This is a genomic window from Pseudoxanthomonas sp. Soil82 (assembly GCF_040446535.1).
In the GTDB taxonomy this organism is placed as follows: domain Bacteria; phylum Pseudomonadota; class Gammaproteobacteria; order Xanthomonadales; family Xanthomonadaceae; genus Pseudoxanthomonas; species Pseudoxanthomonas kaohsiungensis.
In genome coordinates this window covers 1-17430 of record NZ_JBEAAK010000006.1, presented here as the reverse complement: position 1 = coordinate 17430, position 17430 = coordinate 1, and the positions used below count along the sequence as shown (strand labels likewise).

Here is a 17430-nt window from a genome sequence, read left to right as displayed (position 1 = left end):
CAGGAACGGCTTGTCGATGTCGCGCTCCGGCAGCGGAATCCAGCTGTCCAGCGCGTCCACCAGCTTCAGGATCGCCGGCACGCCGATCTCGCTCTGGTCGCCTTCCAGCGCCAGGCGCGCCGAGCCCGAAATGATCGGGGTGTCGTCGCCCGGGAACTCGTACTTGCTCAGCAGCTCGCGGACTTCCATCTCCACCAGCTCCAGCAGCTCGGCGTCGTCCACCATGTCCGCCTTGTTCAGGAAGACCACGATGTACGGCACGCCCACCTGGCGCGACAGCAGGATGTGCTCGCGCGTCTGCGGCATCGGGCCGTCGGCGGCCGAGCACACCAGGATCGCACCGTCCATCTGCGCCGCACCGGTGATCATGTTCTTCACGTAGTCGGCGTGGCCCGGGCAGTCCACGTGCGCGTAGTGGCGCGTGGCCGATTCGTATTCCACGTGCGCCGTCGAAATCGTGATGCCGCGCGCCTTCTCTTCCGGCGCCGCGTCGATCGCGTCGTACGCCTTGAACTCGCCGCCAAAACGCTCCGCGCCGATCTTCGTCAGCGCCGCCGTCAGCGTCGTCTTGCCATGGTCAACGTGACCGATCGTGCCCACGTTCACGTGGGGCTTGGTGCGCTCGAACTTACCCTTGGCCATTGTCTATGCCTCTTGAACTGGATTTTCTTGAGAAGTGCGGCCACGGATGGCCGCTTCCTGATATTCGCGCCCATGGAGGGGCGCACACGTCATGCCTTCTTGATGACCGTCTCGGCGATGTTGTTCGGCGCTTCTTCGTAATGGTCGAACTCCATTGAGAAGGTCGCGCGGCCCTGGCTCATCGAACGCAGGGTAGTCGCGTAGCCGAACATCTCGCCCAGCGGGATCATCGCGTTGATGATCTTGCCCGAGGGGCTTTCGTCCTGACCCTGCAGCACGCCGCGGCGGCGGCTCACGTCGCCCATCACGTCGCCCAGGTAATCCTCCGGGCTGACGATCTCGACCTTCATGATCGGCTCCAGCAGCACCGGCTTGGCCTTGGCGAAGCCCTGCTTGAACGCCATCGAAGCGGCCAGCTTGAACGCCATTTCCGACGAATCGACGTCGTGGTACGAACCGAACACGAGCTTGGCCTTCACGCCCACGACCGGGAAGCCGGCCAGCGGGCCGCTGGTGATGGTCTCGCGCATGCCCTTCTCGACCGACGGGATGAACTCCTTCGGGATGACGCCGCCGGTGATCTCGTTGAGGAACAGGAAGTCGTCCTTGATGTCGGCCGCGTACTTCTCGCGGTCCTCCGCGGTCAGCGGCGACAGCTCGATGACGACGTGGCCGTACTGGCCCTTGCCGCCCGACTGCTTGGCGTGCTTGTAGTCCGACTTGACGTCGCTCAGGCGGATCGTTTCGCGATACGCCACCTGCGGCTTGCCGACGTTGGCCTCGACGTTGAACTCGCGCTTCATGCGGTCAACGATGATGTCCAAGTGCAGCTCGCCCATGCCCGAGATGATGGTCTGGCCGGACTCTTCGTCGGTGCGCACGCGGAACGACGGGTCTTCCTGCGCCAGGCGGCCCAGGGCGATGCCCATCTTTTCCTGGTCGGACTTGGTCTTCGGCTCGACCGCCATGGAGATCACCGGTTCCGGGAACGCCATGCGCTCCAGGACGATCGGCGCATCCTGCGAGCACAGGGTGTCGCCGGTGGTGACGTCCTTCAGGCCCACGGCCGCGGCGATGTCGCCGGCCAGCACTTCCTTGATCTCGTCGCGATTGTTGGAGTGCATCTGCAGCAGCCGGCCGATGCGCTCCTTCTTGCCCTTGACCGAGTTCAACACGGCGTCGCCGGCGTTCAGCGTGCCGGAGTAGACGCGGAAGAAGGTCAGCGAACCGACGAACGGGTCGGTCATGATCTTGAACGCGAGCGCCGAGAACGGAGCCTTGTCGCTCGACTCGCGGGTCAGCTCCTTGGTCTCGTCGTCGACGTCGACGCCCTTCACCGGCGGCACGTCGACCGGCGACGGCAGCAGGCTGACCACGCCGTCCAGCATGGCCTGCACGCCCTTGTTCTTGAACGCCGAGCCGCAGAACATCGGCACGATCTCGGTCTTCAGCGTGCGCTCGCGCAGGCCGCCGATGATCTCTTCCTCGGTCAGGTCTCCGCCCTCGAGGTACTTGTTCATCAGCTCTTCGCTGGCTTCGGCCGCGGACTCGACCATGAAGGCGCGCTCTTCCTCGGCCTTCGCAACCAGGTCGGCCGGGATGTCGCGATACTCGAAGTTCAGGCCCTGCGAGGCTGCATCCCAGTGGATGGCCTTCATCTTGAGCAGGTCGACCACGCCCTCGAAGCCGTCCTCGGCACCGATCGGCACCTGCATGGGCACGGCAACGGCGCCCAGGCGCGACTTCAGCTGGTCGCGGACCTTGTAGAAGTTGGCGCCGGTGCGGTCCATCTTGTTGACGAACGCGATGCGCGGCACGTGGTACTTGTTGGCCTGGCGCCACACGGTTTCCGACTGCGGCTGCACGCCGCCCACGGCGCACAGCACGAACACCGCGCCGTCGAGCACGCGCAGCGAACGCTCGACTTCGATGGTGAAGTCGACGTGCCCGGGGGTGTCGATGATGTTGAAGCGGTGCTCGGGCAGGGACTTGTCCATGCCCTTCCAGAACGCGGTCGTGGCGGCGGACTGGATCGTGATGCCACGCTCCTGCTCCTGCTCCATCCAGTCCATGGTCGCGGCGCCATCATGCACTTCACCGATCTTGTGGCTCTTGCCGGTGTAGAACAGGATGCGCTCGGACGTCGTGGTCTTGCCGGCATCGATGTGGGCCATGATGCCGAAGTTGCGGTAACGCTCGATGGGAGTGGTGCGAGCCACGGGAGTCTCTCGTTTGCTTGGGGCTTTCGATGGCGGAGCGGCGCTCGGCGCCGGCTTCCGGGATACGGGGGCGCGGAGCCTGCCGCGCCGCCCGGGCTGGTCGCTCGGGCCCGATCACGGGCCCGGCGGCATTACCAGCGGTAGTGCGCGAAGGCCTTGTTGGCCTCGGCCATGCGGTGGGTTTCTTCGCGCTTCTTGATGGCGCCACCGCGATTTTCCGACGCGTCGATCAGCTCGGCGGCCAGCTTGCGGGCCATGGTGTTCTCGCCGCGCTTGCGGGCGGAATCGATCAGCCAGCGCATGGACAGGGCCAAGCGGCGGGACGAACGCACTTCGACCGGCACCTGGTAGGTAGCGCCGCCAACACGACGCGACTTCACTTCGACCGACGGCGAAACGTTGTCCAGCGCCTTCTGCACCAGCTCGATGGCGTTGGGATTCTTCTCGCCGATCACGTCCATCGCGTCGTACACGATGTTCTCGGCGATCGACTTCTTGCCGCTCTTCATCACCATGTTGATGAAGCGGGCGATGGTCTCGCTCCCGTGCTTCGGATCGGGAAGGACGGCGCGCTGGGGGGTGGAACCTTTACGGGACATTGTCGGGCTTCCTCAATCAGCTCTTCGGGCGCTTGGCGCCGTACTTCGAACGGCCCTGGCGACGCTTGGTCACGCCAGCGGCGTCAAGCGAACCGCGGACGGTGTGGTAACGGACACCGGGAAGGTCCTTGACGCGGCCACCGCGGATCAGGACGACCGAGTGCTCCTGCAGGTTGTGGCCTTCGCCGCCGATGTACGAGATGACCTCGTAGCCATTGGTCAGGCGGACCTTGGCGACCTTGCGCAGGGCCGAGTTCGGCTTCTTCGGGGTGGTGGTGTACACGCGCGTGCAAACGCCACGACGCTGCGGGCACTTCTCGAGCGCCGGCGAGGCACTCTTGTAGGTTTCCGCCTGCCGCGGCTTGCGGACCAGCTGGTTGATTGTCGCCATTGGTAAGGTTCTTCTGCTTGGGGCTCCGCAAGCCGGAGCCGGTACGTGAAAACGACGGCAGGCCGAAGGACGGCCTGCCGAGACAGGAGAGTATAGCGGCCGGCCGGAAACTGCGTCAACCGACCCAGTTTCCAGCCCCGCCACCCGCAGCACCGGTCAACCCGGCACGCGAGGCGGCTCGGCGGGGATCCTTCCCCGCCCCGCCCATGTGTTGCGAGCCGGAAGAGCCCGGCCGGCGATCACGCCTCCGAAGCGTCGTCGCCGTCTACGGCCTCGACCACCGTCGCCGCGGCCGCAGCCGGCTCGGGGCCGCCGGACAGCGCATTCATCTCAGCCTCGGTGAGACCAGTCGCACTGCGGCGGCGCTGGCTGTGGTACGCCAGGCCGGTGCCCGCCGGGATCAGGCGGCCGACGATCACGTTTTCCTTCAGGCCGCGCAGGCTGTCGCGGGTGCCGCGGACGGCAGCCTCGGTCAGCACGCGGGTGGTTTCCTGGAAGGACGCCGCGGAGATGAACGACTCGGTCGCCAGCGAGGCCTTGGTGATGCCCAGCAGCACCGGGTCGAACTTCGCCGGCAGCTCGTTGCGACCAACGAGGCGCGCGTTCTCCTCGATGACGCGCTGGCGCTCCACCTGCTCGCCATTGAGGAACTTGCTGTCGCCCTGGTCGGTGATCTCGACCTTGCGCAGCATCTGCCGGGTGATGACCTCGATGTGCTTGTCGTTGATCTTCACGCCCTGCAGGCGGTAGACGTCCTGGATCTCCTTCACCAGGTACGCGGCCAGCGGCTCGATGCCCAGCAGGCGCAGGATGTCCTGCGGGCTCGGCTCGCCGTCGACCACGGTCTCGCCCTTGGTCACGTGCTCGCCTTCGAACACGATGATCTGCCGGTACTTCGGGATCAGCTCCTCGTGCTCGCCGCCCTCGTTGTCCCTGATGATCAGGCGCTGCTTGCCCTTGGTGTCCTTGCCGAAGCTGACCACGCCCGAACGCTCGGCCAGGATCGCCGGATCCTTCGGCTTGCGCGCCTCGAACAGGTCGGCCACGCGCGGCAGGCCGCCGGTGATGTCGCGAGTCTTGGACGCTTCCTGCGGGATCTTGGCGACCACGTCGCCCACGCCGACCGGTGCGCCGTCCTGCAGGTTCACCAGCGAGCGCGGCGGCAGCAGGTACTGCGCCGGCAGGTCGGTGCCCGGGATGGTCAGGTCCTTGCCGTCCTTGTCGATGATGCGGACCAGCGGGCGCAGATCCTTGCCCTGCGAGCCGCGGCGCTTCGGATCGGTGATCTCGCGCGAGGCCAGGCCGGTCAGCTCGTCGGTCTTCTCGATGACGGTGACGCCATCGATGAAGTCGACGAAGCGGATGAAGCCCGCCACTTCCGAGACGATCGGGTGGTTGTGCGGATCCCAGTTGGCGACCGACTGGCCGGCCTTGACCTCGGCACCGTCCTTGACGGTGATGGTCGCGCCGTACGGCAGCTTGTAGCGCTCGCGCTCGCGGCCGTGCGGATCGAGCACGGAGATCTCGCCCGAACGCGACACCGCGACCAGGTGGCCGGCCGAATGCGCGACCGACTTGAGGTTGTTGAACTTGACCGAACCGGTGGTCTTGACGGTGATGTTGTCCACCGCGGCCGCACGCGACGCCGCGCCACCGATGTGGAACGTACGCATGGTCAGCTGGGTGCCGGGCTCGCCGATCGACTGGGCGGCGATGACGCCGACCGCTTCGCCGATGTTGACGATGTGGCCGCGGGCCAGGTCACGGCCATAGCACTGGGCGCACACGCCGAAGCCCGATTCGCAGGTGATCGTCGAGCGCACCTTGATCGACTGAACGCCGGCGTCTTCCAGCTTCTGCACCCAGGCTTCGTCGAGCAGGGTGTTACGGGTGACGATCGGATCCTCGTCGTTGCCCGGCAGGAACACGTCCTCGGCCACGACGCGGCCCAGCACGCGATCGCGCAGCGGCTCGACCACGTCGCCGCCTTCCACGATCGGGGTCATGGTCAGGCCGTGCACGGTGCCGCAATCGACTTCGGTGATCACCACGTCCTGCGCGACGTCGACCAGGCGACGGGTCAGGTAACCCGAGTTCGCGGTCTTCAGCGCGGTATCGGCCAGGCCCTTGCGGGCGCCGTGCGTGGAGTTGAAGTACTCCTGCACGTTGAGGCCTTCGCGGAAGTTCGCCTTGATGGGCGTCTCGATGATCGAGCCGTCCGGACGGGCCATCAGGCCGCGCATGCCGGCCAGCTGGCGGATCTGCGCCTGCGAACCGCGGGCGCCGGAGTCGGCCATGATGTAGAGCGAGTTCATCGACTTCTCGCCGATCTCCTCGCCCTTGGCGTTGATCACCCGGTCGGTGCCGATGGTGTCCATCATCGCCTTGGCGATGCGCTCGTTGGTGCGCGACCAGATGTCGACCACCTTGTTGTAGCGCTCGCCGGCGGTGACCAGGCCGCTCTGGTACTGCTCCTGGATCTCCAGCACCTCGGCCTCGGCCTCGGTCAGGATGCCCTTCTTCTCGTCGGGAATCAGCATGTCGTCGATACCGATCGACACGCCGGCGCGGGTCGCGAAGGCGAAGCCCGTGTACATCAGCTGGTCGGCGAACACGACCGTGTCCTTCAGGCCGAGCTGGCGGTAGCACGAGTTGATCAGGCGCGAGATCGCCTTCTTGTTCAACTCGGTGTTGGCCAGGGCGAACGGCAGGCCCTCCGGCAGGATGTCGGCCAGCAGCGCGCGCCCGACCGTGGTCTCCACGATCGACGTCGACTTCTGCTTGTTGCCGGCCTCGTCGGTGGCCACCTCGGCGATGCGGACCTTGACCTTGGCGTGCAGCTCGACCACGCGGTTGTCGTAGGCGCGCTTGACCTCGGCGACGCTGGCGAACGCCATGCCTTCGCCCTTCTTGTTCTCCAGGGCGCGGGTCATGTAGTACAGGCCGAGCACCACGTCCTGCGACGGCACGATGATCGGCTCGCCGTTGGCGGGCGACAGGATGTTGTTGGTGGACATCATCAGCGCGCGCGCTTCCAGCTGGGCCTCGAGGCTCAGCGGGACGTGCACGGCCATCTGGTCACCGTCGAAGTCGGCGTTGAACGCGGTGCAGACCAGCGGGTGCAGCTGGATGGCCTTGCCCTCGATCAGCACCGGCTCGAACGCCTGGATGCCCAGGCGGTGCAGGGTCGGGGCGCGGTTCAGCAGCACCGGGTGCTCGCGGATCACCTCTTCGAGGATGTCCCACACCTCGGCCTCTTCGCGCTCGACCAGCTTCTTGGCGGCCTTGATCGTGGTGGCCAGGCCGCGACGCTGCAGCTTGGCGAAAACGAACGGCTTGAACAGCTCCAGCGCCATCTTCTTCGGCAGACCGCACTGGTGCAGCCGCAGGTACGGACCGACCACGATGACCGAACGGCCCGAGTAGTCGACGCGCTTGCCGAGCAGGTTCTGGCGGAAGCGGCCCTGCTTGCCCTTGATCATGTCGGCCAGCGACTTGAGCGGGCGCTTGTTGGTGCCGGTGATGGCGCGGCCGCGGCGGCCGTTGTCCATCAGCGCGTCCACCGATTCCTGCAGCATGCGCTTCTCGTTGCGCACGATGATGTCGGGCGCGTTGAGCTCCAGCAGGCGGCGCAGGCGGTTGTTCCGGTTGATGACGCGGCGGTACAGGTCGTTCAGGTCGGAGGTCGCGAAGCGGCCGCCATCCAGCGGGACCAGCGGGCGCAGGTCCGGCGGCAGCACCGGCAGCACGGTCATGACCATCCACTCCGGGCGGTTGCCGGAGTCGATGAACGCCTCGATCAGCTTGATCCGCTTGGTCAGGCGCTTGAGCTTGGTTTCCGAGCCGGTGGCCGCGATCTCCTCGCGCAGGCGGGCCATCTCGGCCTGCAGGTCGATCGTGCGCAGCAGTTCGTAGATCGCCTCGGCGCCCATCGCGGCGTCGAAGTCATCGCCGTGCTCCTGGCGCGCGGTGAGGTACTGCTCTTCGGTGAGCAGCTGGCGGCGCTCGAGCGGGGTCAGGCCCGGCTCGGTGACCACGAACGCCTCGAAGTACAGGATCCGCTCGATGTCGCGCAGGGTCATGTCCAGCATCAGGCCGATGCGCGAGGGCAGCGACTTGAGGAACCAGATGTGCGCGACCGGGCTGGCCAGGTCGATGTGGCCCATGCGCTCGCGGCGCACCTTGGCCAGGGTCACTTCCGTGCCGCACTTCTCGCAGACCACGCCGCGGTGCTTCATGCGCTTGTACTTGCCGCACAGGCACTCGTAGTCCTTGATCGGGCCGAAGATGGCGGCGCAGAACAGGCCGTCGCGCTCGGGCTTGAAGGTGCGGTAGTTGATCGTCTCCGGCTTCTTCACCTCGCCGAAGGACCACGAACGGATCAGGTCGGGCGAGGCCAGCGCGATCTTGATCGCGTCGAAGTCCAGCGTCTGGCGCTGCTGGTTGAAGAGGTTGAGCAGGTCTTTCATTTCGTGTCTCCGTCAGGAGTAAAGGCAGGTCGAGGGGTCGATGGGGATCGCGACGCCCCATCCCGGGGGATGGGGCGCCTGGCGCCTTACTCGTCCTCCAACTCCATGTTGATGGCCAGCGAACGGATTTCCTTCACGAGCACGTTGAAGGATTCCGGCATGCCGGCGACCATCTCGTGGTTGCCGTCGACGATGTTCTTGTACATCTGGTTGCGGCCCTGCACGTCGTCGGACTTCACCGTCAGCATTTCCTGCAGGGTGTAGGCCGCGCCGTACGCCTCGAGCGCCCAGACTTCCATCTCGCCGAAGCGCTGGCCGCCGAACTGCGCCTTGCCACCCAGCGGCTGCTGGGTAACGAGCGAGTACGGGCCGGTCGAGCGGGCGTGCATCTTGTCGTCGACCAGGTGGTTCAGCTTCAGGTAGTGCATGTAGCCGACGGTGGTCTTGCGGTCGAAGGGCTCGCCGGTGCGGCCATCGTGCAGCTGCATCTGGGTCTTGCTGGCATTGAAGCCGAGCAGCGCCGTTTCGGGATCCTCGTCCGGATAAGCCAGCTCCAGCATGCTGCGGATCTCGTCCTCGTGCGCACCGTCGAACACCGGGGTGGCCATCGGCACGCCGCCGGTCAGGTTCTGCGCCAGGTTCAGCAGCTCCTCGTCGCTGAACTGGCCAAGGTCCACGCGCGCACCGGCCAGGGCCGAGTCATGGTTGTAGACCTTGCCCAGGAACTCGCGCAGCTCGGACACCGCGCGCTGCTGGTCCAGCATCTTCTGGATGCGCTTGCCCAGGCCCTTCGCGGCCCAGCCCAGGTGCACCTCAAGGATCTGGCCGATGTTCATGCGCGACGGCACGCCCAGCGGGTTGAGGCAGATGTCGACCGAGTTGCCGTCGGCCATGTACGGCATGTCCTCGACCGGGACGACGTTGGAGACGACGCCCTTGTTGCCGTGGCGGCCGGCCATCTTGTCGCCCGGCTGGATGCGGCGCTTCACGGCCAGGAACACCTTGACCATCTTCAGCACGCCCGGGGCGAGGTCGTCGCCCTGGGTGATCTTGCCGCGCTTGTCGTCGAAGCGGCGCTCGAACTCCTTCTCGTGCGCGGCGATCTGCTTCTGCGCGCGCTCGATGGCCTCGGAGGCATCCTCGTCCTTCATCCGCAGCAGGAACCAGTCGGCCTTTTTCAAGCCGTCCAGGTACGCGTCGGTCAGGGTGTCGCCCTTCTTCAGGCCCGGGCCGCCGTTGGCGACCTTGCCGACGATCTGCGAACGCAGGCGCGCGTAGATCGCCGCCTCCAGGATCCGGAACTGGTCGTCGAAGTCCTTCTTGACGCGCTTGATCTCGCTTTCCTCGATCTGCTTGGCGCGCTTGTCCTTCTCGATGCCGTCGCGGGTGAAGACCTGCACGTCGATGACCGTGCCGTCCATGCCCGGGGGCACGCGCAGCGAGCTGTCCTTAACGTCCGAAGCCTTCTCGCCGAAGATCGCGCGCAGCAGCTTCTCTTCCGGGGTGAGCTGGCTCTCGCCCTTGGGCGTGACCTTGCCGACCAGGATGTCGCCGGCGCGCACTTCGGCACCGATGTACACCACGCCGGACTCGTCCAGGCGGTTGAGCGCCTGCTCGGACACGTTCGGGATGTCGGCGGTGATCTCCTCCGGGCCCAGCTTGGTGTCGCGGGCCGCGCAGGTCAGCTCCTCGATGTGGATCGTGGTGTAGCGGTCTTCCTGGACCACGCGCTCCGACAGCAGGATCGAGTCCTCGAAGTTGTAGCCGTTCCACGGCATGAACGCGATCAGCATGTTCTGGCCCAGGGCCAGCTCGCCGATATCGGTGGACGGGCCGTCGGCCAGCACGTCGCCGCGCGCCACCACGTCACCCACGTGGACCAGCGGACGCTGGTTGATGCAGGTGTTCTGGTTGGAGCGGGTGTACTTGGTCAGGGTGTAGATGTCCACGCCCGCGTCATGCTCGCCGGAGATCTCCGACTCGTTGACCTTGACCACGATGCGGCCGGCGTCGACCTGCTCGATCACGCCGCCACGGCGCGCGTTCACGGTAACGCCCGAGTCACGCGCCACGGCGCGCTCGATGCCGGTACCGACCAGCGGGGTCTGCGCCCGCAGCGTCGGCACGGCCTGGCGCTGCATGTTGGCGCCCATCAGCGCGCGGTTGGCGTCGTCGTGCTCGAGGAACGGAACCAGCGCCGCGGCGACCGACACGGTCTGCATCGGCGAGACGTCCATGTAGTGGATCTCGGACGGCGGCTTGAGCAGCGACTCGCCCTGGTGGCGGACCGGCACGAACGCCTCGGTCAGCTTGCCGTTCTTGTCGTGCGCGGCGTTGACCTGGGCGATGACGTACTCGTTCTCCTCGATCGCCGACAGGTAGTCGACCTCGTCGGTGATGCGGCCGTCCACGACCTTGCGGTACGGCGTCTCGAGGAAGCCGTACTGGTTGGTGCGGGCGAACACCGCCAGCGAGTTGATCAGGCCGATGTTCGGGCCTTCCGGGGTCTCGATGGTGCAGACGCGGCCGTAATGGGTCGGGTGCACGTCGCGCACTTCGAAGCCGGCGCGCTCGCGGGTCAGGCCGCCCGGGCCCAGGGCCGACACGCGGCGCTTGTGGGTGACTTCCGACAGCGGGTTGTTCTGGTCCATGAACTGCGACAGTTGCGAGGAGCCGAAGAACTCCTTGATCGCGGCGGCCACCGGCTTGGCGTTGATCAGCTCCTGCGGGGTCAGGCCCTCGGACTCGGCCATGGACAGGCGCTCCTTGACCGCGCGCTCGACGCGGACCAGGCCCACGCGGAACACGTTCTCGGCCATTTCGCCGACCGAACGCACGCGGCGGTTGCCCAGGTGGTCGATGTCGTCCACCGTGCCGCGGCCGTTGCGGATCTCGGTCAGCACGCGAAGCACGTCGAGGATGTCGGAGGTGTCGCCCTGCGCGGCGACCAGCGACTTGGAATCCTCGTCGTTGCGATCGCCGAAATACTTGGAGTCGAACAGCACGGCCGGGCCGAGCACGTCCTTGCGGCCAACGCGGCGGTTGAACTTCATCCGGCCCACGGCCGACAGGTCGTAGCGCTCGAAGGTGAAGAACAGGTTGTGGAACAGGTTCTGGGCCGCTTCCTTGGTCGGCGGCTCGCCGGGGCGCATCATCCGGTAGATCTCGACCAGCGCTTCGAGCTGGGTGCGGCTGGGATCGATGCGCAGGGTGTTGGACAGGTACGGGCCGCGATCCAGGTCGTTGACCCAGAGCGTGCCGACGCTGGCCACGCCGGCCTTGCGGAAGGCGGCCAGCTGTTCGTCGGTGATCTCGTCGTTGGCGCTGGCCAGCAGTTCGCCGGTGTTCGCGTCGACCACGTCATGGGCGACGATGCGGCCGAGCAGGTACTCGTCCGGCACCGCCAGCGCGGTGATGCCCGACTGCTCCAGCTGGCGGACGTGGCGCGCGGTGATGCGCTTGCCGGCCTCGACGATGACCTTCTCGCCGTCGGCCAGGTCGAAGTTCAGCGTCTCGCCGCGCAGGCGCTCGGGCACCAGCTCCAGCTGCACGCCCTCGCTCGGGTCGATGTGGAAGGTGTTGATCTCGAAGAACGCGCGCAGCATCTCTTCGTTGTTGTAGCCAAGCGCGCGCAGCAAGATCGTCACCGGCAGCTTGCGGCGACGGTCGATGCGGGTGTACAGCGCGTCCTTCGGGTCGAACTCGAAGTCCAGCCAGGAGCCGCGGTAGGGGATGATGCGGGCGCTGTACAGCAGCTTGCCCGAACTGTGGGTCTTGCCGCGGTCGTGGTCGAAGAAGACGCCCGGCGAACGGTGCAGCTGCGAGACGATGACGCGCTCGGTGCCGTTCACGATGAAGGTGCCGTGCTCGGTCATCAGCGGGATCTCGCCGAGGTAGACCTCCTGCTCCTTGACGTACTTGATCGCCTTGGTCGACGACTCGCGGTCGTAGATCACCAGGCGCACGGTCACGCGCAGCGGCGCGCCGTAGCTCAGGCCGCGGTTGCGGCACTCGCGCTCGTCGAACACCGGCTCGCCGAGCTTGTAGCCGACGTATTCCAGCGCGGCATTGCCGCTGTAGCTGCTGATCGGGAACACCGACTTCAGGGCGGCGTGCAGGCCCTGGTCGCGGCGCTTGGCCGGGTCGGTGTCGGCCTGCAGGAAGTCCCGGTAGGAATCGACCTGGATGGCCAGCAGGAAGGGCACCTCGAGGATCGAGCGCTGCTTGCCGAAATCCTTGCGGATGCGCTTCTTCTCGGTGAACGAATACGTCGTCATGGATGTACCACCTTTGGCAGTGCGGGCCGCGCGTCCGCGGACCGGGGGGAACATGAAGCTGTCAGTCGGTAGTCGCTGGTATTGCCGGCACCAGCACGCCCTATCCCGCTACTTCCGACTACCAGCTCCGCAATGTGCGTGAGGCTGGGTTTTCGAGGTGTTTCCGCCATCCCGCGGCATGGAGCCCCGGAACGACCAAAGGCCGGGGGCTTTCGCCCCCAGCCTCCGCGCATCACCGAGTATGCCGGCGATGCAAGATGCCGCTTACTTGAGCTCGACGGTCGCGCCGGCGGCTTCCAGGTCCTTCTTGAACTTGGCGGCGTCGTCCTTCGACACGCCTTCCTTGACGTCCTTCGGGGCGCCTTCGACCAGGTCCTTGGCTTCCTTCAGGCCCAGGCCGGTGATGGCGCGGACGGCCTTGATGACCTCGACCTTCTTCTCGCCGGCGGCCTTCAGCACGACGGTGAACTCGGTCTGCTCCTCGACCGGGGCGGCGGCGGCGGCCGGGCCGGCGGCCACGGCGACCGGGGCGGCGGCGGAGACGCCGAACTTCTCTTCGATGGCCTTGACCAGCTCCATCACTTCCATCAGGGTCTTGCCGGCGATGGCTTCGACGATCTGCTCGTTGGAAAGGGACATTGTGATTACCTTCTGAATGTTTTCTGGAAAGGGATTTCGGGAATCGTCGACGCGGCTCAGGCCTCGGCCGGAGCCTCTTCGGCCGGGGCGGCTTCTTCGCCACCACCCTGCTGCTCGGCGACGGCCTTGACCGCGCGGGCGAACATGGTGGCCGGTTCGGCCAGGACGCGGGCCAGCATGGCCAGGGCCTGGTCGAGCGTCGGCAGCGAAGCCAGGACCTCGACGTGGCTGGCCGGGTACAGCTGGCCGCCCACGGCGACCACCTTCGGCTGCAGCTTGTCGTTGGTCTTGGCGAACTCCTTGATCAGGCGACCGGCAGCGCCGGGCTCCTCGGTCGAGAACGCGTACAGCAGCGGGCCCGTGAGCACGTCCTTCGTGCACTCGAACTCGGTGCCTTCGACGGCGCGCGCGGCCAGCGTGTTCTTGACAACCTTCAAGAACACGCCGTTCTCGCGGGCCTTCTTGCGCATCGCGGTCATCTGGGAGACCGTGGTGCCTGCGTACTCGGCGGCGATCAGGGAGTGCGCCTTGGCGGCGACGTCGGCCAGTTCGGCGACGACTTCCTTCTTCTGGGACAGATTGAGAGCCATAACACTCCTCCGTAGTAACTCCGCTCGCGGCTCCTGCCGCTTGCGGTCCTGGGCGGCGCCCTTCCGTGCGCGCCGGGGATGCCTCGGGCATCCCGGTGCTGGCCTTTCTGATCCGTACGCCCGAATGGTCGGTCGTGCCGGGAAAACTTCCAGAAGGCGGCACCATCTACGCAGGCTTGGGTCCGGACGGACCCTTGATTAAGCGACCCCGCTGCATCGACGGCGAATCCCTGCCGTTCCCGAGCTTCCCTGCCCGTCGCCGATGTGCGCGGACCGCACCTGCGGTCTTTGACGGCTGTCGCCACGCCGGAGCGCGGCGACTGCCCTCAAAAGCCCGCTCCGCCACATGCGCGGCGAAGCGGGGTGAAACGATTACTTCAGGCTCAGCGACGCCTGGTCGACGGTCACGCCCGGGCCCATGGTCGAGCTCAGCGAGATCTTCTGCAGGTACTGGCCCTTGGAGGTCGCCGGCTTGGCCTTGATCAGGTCCAGCAGCAGCGCCTGCAGGTTCGACTTCAGCGCGTCGTCGCCGAAATCGGCCTTGCCGATCGTGGCGTGGATGATGCCGGCCTTGTCGGTGCGGTAGCGGACCTGGCCCGACTTGGCGTTCTTCACCGCCTCGGCCGGGTTCGGCGACACGGTGCCGACCTTCGGGTTCGGCATCAGGCCGCGCGGGCCCAGCACCTGGCCGAGCTTGCCGACCACGCGCATGGCGTCCGGGGTGGCGATGACGACGTCGTAGTTCAGGTCGCCGGCCAGCATCTTCTCGGCCAGGTCGTCCATGCCCACGGCCTCGGCGCCGGCAGCCAGCGCCTCGTCGGCCTTGGCGCCGGCCGGGGCGAACACGGCCACGCGCACGCTCTTGCCGGTACCGGCCGGCAGCACGGTCGAGCCGCGCACCTGCTGGTCGGACTTCTTGGCGTCCACGCCCAGGCGCACCGAGACGTCGACGGCCTCGACGAACTTGGCCTTGGTGAAGCCCTTGATGATCTTCAGCGCCTCATCGATGGAGTAAGCCTTGCCCGGCTCCACTGCCGCCTTGATCGCCTTCTGTCGCTTGTTCAGTGCCATGTTCTCAGCCCTCCACCACAAGGCCCATCGAACGGGCCGAGCCCGCGATGGTGCGCACAGCCGCATCCAGGTCGGCCGCGGTCAGGTCGGGTTCCTTCGCCTTGGCGATGTCCTCGAGCTGCTTGCGGGTGACCTTGCCCACCTTCTCGGTGTTCGGGCGCTTGGAGCCGGAGGTGAGGCCGGCCGCCTTCTTGAGCAGCACGGTGGCCGGGGTGCTCTTGGTGACGAAGGTGAAGGTACGGTCCGAGTAGGCCGTGATGATGACCGGGGTCGGCAGACCCGGCTCGAGCTTGGAGGTCGCCGCGTTGAACGCCTTGCAGAACTCCATGATGTTCAGGCCGCGCTGGCCCAGCGCAGGACCGACCGGCGGCGAGGGGTTGGCCTGGCCGGCCTTCACCTGCAGCTTGATGTAACCGACAACTTTCTTTGCCATTTCAATGCTCTCCGGGTGCTAGCGCCTGCCAGGCAGGCTCCCCATCGTTCCGGGAAAATCACGCGTCCCGGCGTCGCGTTGACGCTTGGAATCCGTTCGCGCGAACGGCCGCCAGGGCGGCGGCCGGTGCGGTAGCCCGGCTGACCCGGGCAGGGAGCCGCGCAGTATAGCAGGGTTTTCGACCCCTTGGGCGGCGGCCGGGGCCGCCGGGGGGTCAGGCCTTCTCGACCTGGCCGAACTCCAGTTCCACCGGGGTCGAGCGGCCGAAGATCAGCACGGCCACGCGCAGGCGGCTCTTCTCGTAGTTGACCTCTTCGACCACGCCGTTGAAGTCGTTGAACGGACCGTCGGTGACCCGGACCATCTGGCCCGGCTCGAACAGGACCTTCGGACGCGGCTTCTCCACGCCCTCCTGGACACGCTGCAGGATGGCGTCGGCTTCCTCGTCGCGGATCGGCAGCGGGCGGTCGGCGGTGCCGCCGATGAATCCCATGACCCGGGAGGTTTCCTTGATCAGGTGCCAGCTCTCGCTGTCGATGCGGGGAATGCCGCCCTCGTCGTGGGTCTCGATCTGCACCAGCACGTAGCCCGGGAAGAACTTGCGCTCGGAGCGGCGCTTCTGGCCGGCGCGCATCTCGACCACTTCCTCGGTCGGGACCAGGACTTCGCCGAAGCGGTCTTCCATGCCGTTGCGGACGATGCGGTCGCGCAGCGCCTGGGCGACGCTCTTCTCGAAACCGGAATAGGCATGAACCACGTACCAACGCTTCACTGCGACATTCTCCTCAGCGACCCAGGAACCACTGGATCGCCTTCTGCACGACGAAATCGAACCCGGCCAGGATCAGGCTCAGGATGATGACCACCGCGATCACGACCCAGGTCATGCGGGTGGTTTCCTGGCGGGTCGGCCAGACCACCTTGCGCAGCTCGAAGCGGGACTCGGACAGGAAATCGCGGACGTCGTGGCCCTTGGCGCTGGTGAGGAACACCAGCGTGCCCGCCACCAGGCCCAGCGCGACGGCCAGGCCGCGCAGCTGCGGGGCCCACGTGCCGAGCGCCACGGCGCGCTCGGGCGCCGAGAACCAGAACCAGACGAACAGTCCGCCCAGCACCAGCAGCGCGGCAATGACGTACTTGACGATGTCGCCGCCGGAAGCGGACGGTGCCGGGTTGATCTTGCTGTTCAAGTCTTGTCGCTCTCTTGCCGTTGCGGCCCGGTGGGGCCTGCCTCGCGGAACTGCGGGAAGTGGCACGCCAGGAGGGACTCGAACCCCCAACCTGCGGTTTTGGAGACCGCTGCTCTGCCAATTGAGCTACTGGCGTACGTTGAAAACGCTGGCTTCCCTTAGACGGCGAAGGCGGACCGTGGTTCCGGCCCGCCCTTCGCGCTTTCCGGCGAACCCGTCGCCGGGATCCGCAGGGGGCTTACTTGATGATCTTGGCCACGACGCCGGCGCCGACGGTGCGGCCGCCCTCGCGGATCGCGAAGCGCAGGCCTTCGTCCATCGCCACCGGGTTGATCAGCGTGACCACCATCTTCACGTTGTCGCCCGGCATCACCATCTCCACACCCTCCGGCAGCTGAACCGCGCCGGTGATGTCGGTGGTGCGGAAGTAGAACTGCGGGCGGTAGCCCTTGAAGAACGGGGTGTGGCGGCCGCCCTCGTCCTTCGACAGCACGTACACCTCGGCCTCGAACTCGGTGTGCGGGGTGATCGAACCCGGCTTGGCCAGCACCTGGCCACGCTCCACGTCGTCACGCTTGGTGCCGCGCAGCAGCAGGCCCGCGTTGTCGCCCGCCTGGCCCTGGTCCAGCAGCTTGCGGAACATCTCCACGCCGGTGACCGTGGTCTTCTGCGTCGGACGGATGCCCACGATCTCGATTTCGTCGCCCACCTTGATGATGCCGCGCTCGATGCGGCCGGTCACCACGGTGCCGCGGCCCGAGATCGAGAACACGTCTTCCACCGGCATCAGGAACGGCTTGTCGATGTCGCGCTCCGGCAGCGGAATCCAGCTGTCCAGCGCGTCCACCAGCTTCAGGATCGCCGGCACGCCGATCTCGCTCTGGTCGCCTTCCAGCGCCAGGCGCGCCGA

The 17430-nt window shown here is 66.6% G+C and carries 13 protein-coding genes and 1 tRNA gene; all 14 read right to left on the bottom strand.

Annotated elements, in window-relative coordinates:
• A partial coding sequence (locus ABKA19_RS15640) for a GTP-binding protein (protein WP_353689696.1) occupies positions 1-642 on the bottom strand: 642 nt, incomplete at its 3' end.
• An 89-nt stretch (positions 643-731) separates the two neighbouring features.
• Positions 732-2861 carry an elongation factor G gene (gene fusA / locus ABKA19_RS15635; protein WP_162376520.1) on the bottom strand — a complete coding sequence of 710 codons (2130 nt, stop codon included), beginning with the start codon at positions 2859-2861 and terminating at the stop codon, positions 732-734.
• Positions 2862-2992: 131 nt separating this feature from the next.
• Positions 2993-3460, bottom strand: coding sequence for a 30S ribosomal protein S7 (gene rpsG / locus ABKA19_RS15630; protein WP_052630561.1), 468 nt, complete (start codon positions 3458-3460; stop codon positions 2993-2995).
• Positions 3461-3476: 16 nt separating this feature from the next.
• Positions 3477-3851, bottom strand: a complete 375-nt coding sequence (gene rpsL, locus ABKA19_RS15625; RefSeq protein ID WP_013536001.1) for a 30S ribosomal protein S12 — start codon at positions 3849-3851, stop codon at positions 3477-3479.
• Positions 3852-4090: 239 nt separating this feature from the next.
• Positions 4091-8320 (bottom strand): DNA-directed RNA polymerase subunit beta', encoded by a 4230-nt coding sequence (gene rpoC / locus ABKA19_RS15620; RefSeq protein WP_353689695.1) that lies wholly within the window; start codon positions 8318-8320, stop codon positions 4091-4093.
• 86 nt (positions 8321-8406) lie between these two features.
• Positions 8407-12597, bottom strand: coding sequence for a DNA-directed RNA polymerase subunit beta (gene rpoB, locus ABKA19_RS15615; protein WP_353689694.1), 4191 nt, complete (start codon positions 12595-12597; stop codon positions 8407-8409).
• A gap of 264 nt (positions 12598-12861) precedes the next feature.
• Positions 12862-13236, bottom strand: coding sequence for a 50S ribosomal protein L7/L12 (gene rplL / locus ABKA19_RS15610; protein ID WP_162376517.1), 375 nt, complete (start codon positions 13234-13236; stop codon positions 12862-12864).
• Between the two features lie 56 nt (positions 13237-13292).
• Entirely contained in the window at positions 13293-13826 is a 534-nt protein-coding gene (rplJ, locus tag ABKA19_RS15605; RefSeq protein WP_353689693.1) for a 50S ribosomal protein L10, read from the bottom strand.
• Positions 13827-14198: 372 nt separating this feature from the next.
• Complete coding sequence (gene rplA, locus ABKA19_RS15600) at positions 14199-14897, bottom strand: 50S ribosomal protein L1 (protein WP_353689692.1); 699 nt, start codon at positions 14895-14897, stop codon at positions 14199-14201.
• A gap of 4 nt (positions 14898-14901) precedes the next feature.
• Complete coding sequence (rplK, locus tag ABKA19_RS15595; RefSeq protein ID WP_353689691.1) at positions 14902-15330, bottom strand: 50S ribosomal protein L11; 429 nt, start codon at positions 15328-15330, stop codon at positions 14902-14904.
• Between the two features lie 214 nt (positions 15331-15544).
• Entirely contained in the window at positions 15545-16102 is a 558-nt protein-coding gene (gene nusG / locus ABKA19_RS15590) for a transcription termination/antitermination protein NusG (RefSeq protein WP_162376515.1), read from the bottom strand.
• Between the two features lie 13 nt (positions 16103-16115).
• Positions 16116-16520 (bottom strand): preprotein translocase subunit SecE, encoded by a 405-nt coding sequence (gene secE, locus ABKA19_RS15585; RefSeq protein ID WP_162376514.1) that lies wholly within the window; start codon positions 16518-16520, stop codon positions 16116-16118.
• 60 nt (positions 16521-16580) lie between these two features.
• A tRNA-Trp gene (locus tag ABKA19_RS15580) sits at positions 16581-16656 on the bottom strand.
• A 102-nt stretch (positions 16657-16758) separates the two neighbouring features.
• Positions 16759-17430, bottom strand: a 672-nt coding sequence (locus ABKA19_RS15575; RefSeq protein ID WP_353689690.1) for an EF-Tu C-terminal domain-related protein, incomplete at its 5' end; no start/stop codon positions are given.

Bases quoted from the DNA above. Each gene is read 5' to 3' on its own strand.
- rpsG (WP_052630561.1), bottom strand. From the start codon at position 3,460: ATGTCCCGTAAAGGTTCCACCCCCCAGCGCGCCGTCCTTCCCGATCCG.
- rpsL (WP_013536001.1), bottom strand. From the start codon at position 3,851: ATGGCGACAATCAACCAGCTGGTCCGCAAGCCGCGGCAGGCGGAAACC.
- rpoC (WP_353689695.1), bottom strand. From the start codon at position 8,320: ATGAAAGACCTGCTCAACCTCTTCAACCAGCAGCGCCAGACGCTGGAC.
- rpoB (WP_353689694.1), bottom strand. From the start codon at position 12,597: ATGACGACGTATTCGTTCACCGAGAAGAAGCGCATCCGCAAGGATTTC.
- rplL (WP_162376517.1), bottom strand. From the start codon at position 13,236: ATGTCCCTTTCCAACGAGCAGATCGTCGAAGCCATCGCCGGCAAGACC.
- rplJ (WP_353689693.1), bottom strand. From the start codon at position 13,826: ATGGCTCTCAATCTGTCCCAGAAGAAGGAAGTCGTCGCCGAACTGGCC.
- rplA (WP_353689692.1), bottom strand. From the start codon at position 14,897: ATGGCACTGAACAAGCGACAGAAGGCGATCAAGGCGGCAGTGGAGCCG.
- rplK (WP_353689691.1), bottom strand. From the start codon at position 15,330: ATGGCAAAGAAAGTTGTCGGTTACATCAAGCTGCAGGTGAAGGCCGGC.